General features: G+C 71.0%; 4 protein-coding genes. All 4 read left to right on the forward strand.

The window, feature by feature from the left end:
- Positions 1-1,440 (forward strand): helicase-related protein (locus tag ABYE80_RS16290; protein ID WP_372791359.1); only part of this gene is annotated, 1,440 nt, incomplete at its 5' end.
- Between the two features lie 91 nt (positions 1,441-1,531).
- Positions 1,532-2,320: an A/G-specific adenine glycosylase gene (locus ABYE80_RS16295; protein ID WP_372791360.1), complete on the forward strand. Its 789-nt coding sequence runs from the start codon at positions 1,532-1,534 to the stop codon at positions 2,318-2,320.
- Positions 2,321-2,370: 50 nt separating this feature from the next.
- Positions 2,371-3,288, forward strand: a complete 918-nt coding sequence (locus ABYE80_RS16300) for a DivIVA domain-containing protein (protein ID WP_372791361.1) — start codon at positions 2,371-2,373, stop codon at positions 3,286-3,288.
- Positions 3,289-3,422: 134 nt separating this feature from the next.
- A partial coding sequence (gene uvrA / locus ABYE80_RS16305; RefSeq protein ID WP_372791362.1) for an excinuclease ABC subunit UvrA occupies positions 3,423-5,447 on the forward strand: 2,025 nt, incomplete at its 3' end.

A 5,447-nucleotide genomic window follows, 5' to 3' on the forward strand; every position in this document is an offset into this window, starting at 1 on the left:
GGGGAGTCCCTGGAGATCTTCCCCGCGTACGCCGAATCCGCCTATCGCGCGACGCTGTTCGGGGACGAGGTGGAGCGTCTGCAGCACTTCGACCCGCTGACGGGCGAGTTGCTCGAGGACGATCTGGAGCACGTCTCGATCTGGCCGGCGACGCACTACAACGTGGCCGAGGGGTCGATCGAGGCGGCGGTCGCCGAGATCGGGCGGGAGCTGAACGAGCGGTGCGGCCAGCTCGAGGCGGAGGGCAAGATGCTCGAGAGCCACCGGCTGCGTCAGCGGACGCAGTACGACATGGAGATGCTCAAGGAGATGGGCTTCTGCAACGGCATCGAGAACTACTCACGGATCCTCGACGGTCGCCGGCCCGGCGAGCGGCCGTACTGCCTCATCGACTACTTCCCCGACGACTTCGTCGTGTTCCTCGACGAGAGCCACCAGACCGTCCCGCAGATCGGCGGGATGTTCGAGGGCGACCGCTCCCGCAAGCAGACGCTCGTCGACTACGGGTTCCGCCTGCCGTCGGCCATGGACAACCGGCCGCAGACGTTCGAGGAGTTCCTGTCGATCACGCCCCAGATCGTGTTCGTGTCCGCCACGCCCGGGAAGTACGAGCGCAGCAACAGCGGCCGGGTCGTCGAGCAGATCGTCCGTCCGACGGGCGTGGTGGACCCCCACATCGACGTGCGCGAGACGAAGAACCAGATCGACGACCTGATGAACGAGGTCCGGACGCGGGTCGACAAGGAGGAGCGCGTCCTCGTCACCACGCTCACCAAGAAGATGAGCGAGGACCTCACCGACTACCTCCTGGAGATGGGCTTCCGCGTCCGGTACCTCCATTCCGAGGTCGACACGCTGGAGCGGATCCAGATCATCCGCGACCTACGGCTCGGGGAGTACGACGTGCTCGTCGGCGTCAACCTCCTGCGGGAGGGACTCGACATCCCCGAGGTCTCGCTCGTGGCGATCCTCGACGCCGACAAGGAGGGCTTCCTGCGCGGTGAGACCTCCCTCATCCAGACGATCGGCCGCGCCGCGCGCAACGTCGACGGCACGGTGATCATGTACGCCGACAAGCGGACCGCGGCGATGGACGCCGCGATCTCCGAGACCGACCGCCGTCGCGCCATCCAGCTCGCCTACAACGAGGAGCACGGCATCACGGCCGCCTCGATCGTCAAGGGCGTCAGCGACATCGCCGAGTTCCTGATGGCCGAGGGCAAGACCCCGAAGGGCAAGCGGCGCAGCGAGCGCAAGGCGGTCAAGGCCGACGGGCTCTCGGCGAGCGAGCTGGAGAGGGCCATCACCGAGCTCGAGGAGGAGATGCTCGCCGCCGCGGAGGAGCTGCGCTTCGAGTACGCGGCGCGGCTGCGCGACGAGCTGCGCGGGCTGCGACGCGAGCTCGACACCGCGCGCGCCAACGCTCCGGCCGAGGCCTGACCGGCCACGCTGCCGACGGCGAGCGCGGCGCCGTCGGACCCCGAGCCGTCGGGTCCGCGCCCCGGCCGGCCCGTCCGTCATCCTGCGGAGGGTGGAAGCGGCGCACGAGGCGATCCTGGACTGGTACGGCAGGGAGGCCCGGGATCTGCCGTGGCGGCGCACCCGGGACCCCTACGCGATCCTCGTGAGCGAGGTGATGCTCCAGCAGACGCAGGTGGTCCGCGTCGTCCCGCGGTACGAGGGATGGCTACGGCGCTGGCCCGACGCGCAGGCCCTGGCGGACGCCCCGGTGGCTGACGTGCTCCGGGCCTGGGTCGGTCTCGGCTACAACCGGCGTGCGCTGCGGCTGCACGAGGCCTGCGTCGTGGTCGCTCGCGAGGGCTGGCCGACCTCCGCCGCCGGTCTGCGGCGCCTTCCCGGCGTCGGTCCGTACACCGCCGCCGCGGTGGCCTCGTTCGCCTTCGGCGAGGTGGTCGCGGCCGTCGACGTGAACGTCGCCCGGGTGACAGAGCGGTGGGGCCTCGGCACCCCCGCCGAGCTGCTGCCCCGGGACCCCGTCCGGGCGGCGACGTGGAACCAGGCGATGATGGAGCTCGGTGCGACCGTGTGCCGGGCGCGCAGGACGGAGTGCCCGAGGTGTCCGGCCGGCGGCTTCTGCAACGCGCGGGGGGCGCCGGAGGTCCCGCCGCGGGGCGCGAACCGCCCCGGAGCGGAGCGGTTCGAGGACAGCAATCGCTGGGTGCGGGGCCGCGTCATCGCCGCGCTGAGCGCGGGAGAGGGGCTGCCGGACATCGGCGCCGACAGGCTGTCACCGGCGCTGGCGGGTCTCGAGCGGGACGGTCTCGTGGTCCGGGAGGGGGACACGTTTCGGCTGCCCTGACCTCCGGGCACGCTAGGCTAGCCGCCCGTCGCTCCCGACAAACTGTGAAGGTGAAGAAACGTATGGCGCTGGATCGTCAGTCGATCGAGAAGAAGGACTTTCCCATCGGTCGCCGGGGCTATGAGCCCGAAGCGGTGGATGCACACCTCGCCGCGCTCGCTGCGGAGGTCGACCAGCTGAAGCGGGCGAAGAGCAGCGAGCCCTCCGGCGGGGCCGCGTCCCTCGCGCTCGCGGCCTCGGAGCAGGTCCGCACGATCGTCGAGGCGGCCGAGAGCAGCGCCGCCGACATCGAGCGACAGGCCCTGGACGAGGCCGACCGCATCCGCCGGGAGGCCGAGGGAGACGCCGCCCGCACGCGTGGCGACGCGGTCGCCAAGAGCCAGGAGCACGTCGGGAACGTCGCGGAATCCACGCAGCTGATGCTGCAGCGGGTCGACGCGATGGAGAGCGAGCTGGGTGCGCTGATCGAGAGCCTGCGGACGGGCGCGAACCGCCTCAACGCCGACCTGACGCTGCTGCAGGGGAACATGGGCGAGCTGTACGGCGCGGCGGGCGCCACCGCCGCCCCCGAGCCGGTGCCGGTCGCGGCTCCGGAGCCCCAGGCGGTCGAGCCGGAGCCCGTGGCCGACGAGCCCGAGCCGGAGCCGATGTCCCTCCCCGAGCAGGTCGCCGCGGAGGGCCTGGTGCCGGACGACATCGTGGCCGAGACGTCGGCCGCGGAGGCGCCGGTGCCCGATCCCGAGGCCCCGGCCCCCGCCGAGCCGACCGTGGTCTCCGTGCCCGCGCCCGCGCCGCCGGCCGCGGCCGCCCCGGCCGAGGGCAGCGACACGGAGGGGGCGCGGCTCATCGCCCTGAACATGGCGCTCAACGGCTCTCCGCGCGAGGAGACCGATGCGTACCTGCGGGACAACTTCGACCTCCCGGACCGCGGCGCGCTGCTCGACGAGGTCTACGCCACCATCGGCTGATCCCGGCCGGCCCGTGGGCGGCGCCGTGCCGCCCACACAGGGCGGTGCCGGCGCGCACACGGACGGCGCGGGCCCGTGCGCGCCCGCACGCACGCCGAGGGAACAGGTGTTCGGTTCGGTAGGCTTATGTGTCCATGCCGCCGCGCAACCAGATCGTCGTCACGGGGGCCCGTGAGCACAACCTGAAGAACATCGACGTCACGATTCCCCGCGACTCCCTGGTGGTCATCACCGGGTTGTCGGGATCGGGGAAGTCGTCGCTGGCCTTCGACACCATCTACGCCGAGGGGCAGCGCCGCTACGTCGAGTCCCTGAGCGCCTACGCCCGGCAGTTCCTCGGGCAGATGGACAAGCCCGACGTCGACTCGATCGAAGGCCTGTCGCCGGCCATCTCGATCGATCAGAAGACCACGTCGCGCAACCCGCGGTCCACCGTGGGAACGGTCACCGAGATCTACGACTACCTGCGGCTGCTGTGGGCCCGCATCGGGCACCCGCACTGCCACATCTGCGGCAAGCCGATCCAGGGGCAGTCGGCCGAGCAGATCATCGATCAGGTGATGGAGCAGGAGGACGGCACGCGGTTCATGGTCCTCGCGCCGATCGTCCGCGGCCGCAAGGGCGAGTTCGGGAAGGTCTTCGAGGAGCTGAAGGCCGACGGCTTCGCCCGCGTCAAGGTCGACGGAGAGCTGCGGCTCCTCGAGGAGGAGATCCTCCTCGACAAGAAGTTCAAGCACGACGTGTCGGTGGTCATCGATCGCCTGGTGATGCGCGGGGACATCCGCAAGCGACTCGCGGACTCGATCGAGACGGCGGTCGCACTCGCGGACGGGATGGTCGAGATCGAGACCGTGCCGCGCGACGGCGACCCGGTCGTCACGCTCTACAGCGAGAAGTTCGCGTGCCCCGACCACGGGCAGGCGATCGCGGAGCTCGAGCCGCGGATCTTCTCCTTCAACTCGCCGCACGGGGCCTGCGAGCGCTGCACCGGTCTCGGGCACCAGATGGAGATCGATCCGGACCTCGTCGTGCCGGACCCGTCGCTGTCGCTCAACGGGGGCGCGCTGGCACCCTGGGCGGGATCCAACTCGAACTACTACGAGCAGATCGCGGTCGCGCTGTCACAGGCGTACGGGGTCGACCTCGACACGCCGTGGGCGGACCTCCCGCCCGAGGCGCAGGACGTCTTCCTCTACGGGACCGACGGGCAGCGCGTCGGCGTGACCTACACGAACCGCTACGGACGCAAGCGCTCCTACGCCACGCGGTTCGAGGGCATCGTGACCAACCTCGAGCGCCGCTACCGCGAGACCGACTCGGAGTTCTCCCGCGAGAAGATCGAGGAGTTCATGTCGGTGCGCCCGTGCCCGGCCTGCAAGGGCTCCCGGCTGCGACCCGAGTCACGTGCCGTGCTGGTCGGCGGGTGCGCGATCCACGAGTTCTGCGCGCTGTCGGTGCGCCGCGCGCTGACGTGGCTCGAGGAGGTCGACCTCACCGAGACCGAGCGGCACATCGCGCGGCTCATCTTCCGCGAGATCGAGGAGCGCCTGCGGTTCCTGGACAACGTCGGCATCGGCTACCTGTCGATGGACCGTGCCGCGGCCACGCTGTCCGGAGGCGAGGCGCAGCGCATCCGTCTGGCGACGCAGATCGGGTCGGCGCTGGTCGGCGTCCTCTACGTGCTGGACGAGCCCTCGATCGGCCTGCACCAGCGAGACAACACCAAGCTGATCGGCACGCTGGAGCGGCTGCGCGATCTCGGCAACACGGTGCTGGTCGTGGAGCACGACGAGCAGACGATGCGGGCCGCCGACCACGTCATCGACATGGGCCTGGGGGCCGGCGAGCACGGCGGGGCGATCATCGCGCAGGGCAACGCGGCCCAGGTGGCGAAGGTGAAGCGGTCCCTCACAGGGCAGTTCCTGGCGGGGACGCGGGAGGTCGACGTGCCCCAGCAGCGCCGCACCCCCACCGGACACATCGAGATCCGCGGCGCGAAGCAGCACAACCTGCAGGGCGTCGACGTCCGGGTGCCGCTGGGCACGCTCACCTGCGTGACCGGCGTCTCCGGCTCGGGCAAGTCGACGCTGGTCAACGAGGTGCTGTTCAAGGCCGTGGCCAACAAGCTGCACCGCGCCCGGACCCGTCCGGGGTCGCAC

The organism is Paraconexibacter sp. (genome assembly GCF_041602235.1).
Classification (GTDB): domain Bacteria; phylum Actinomycetota; class Thermoleophilia; order Solirubrobacterales; family Solirubrobacteraceae; genus Paraconexibacter.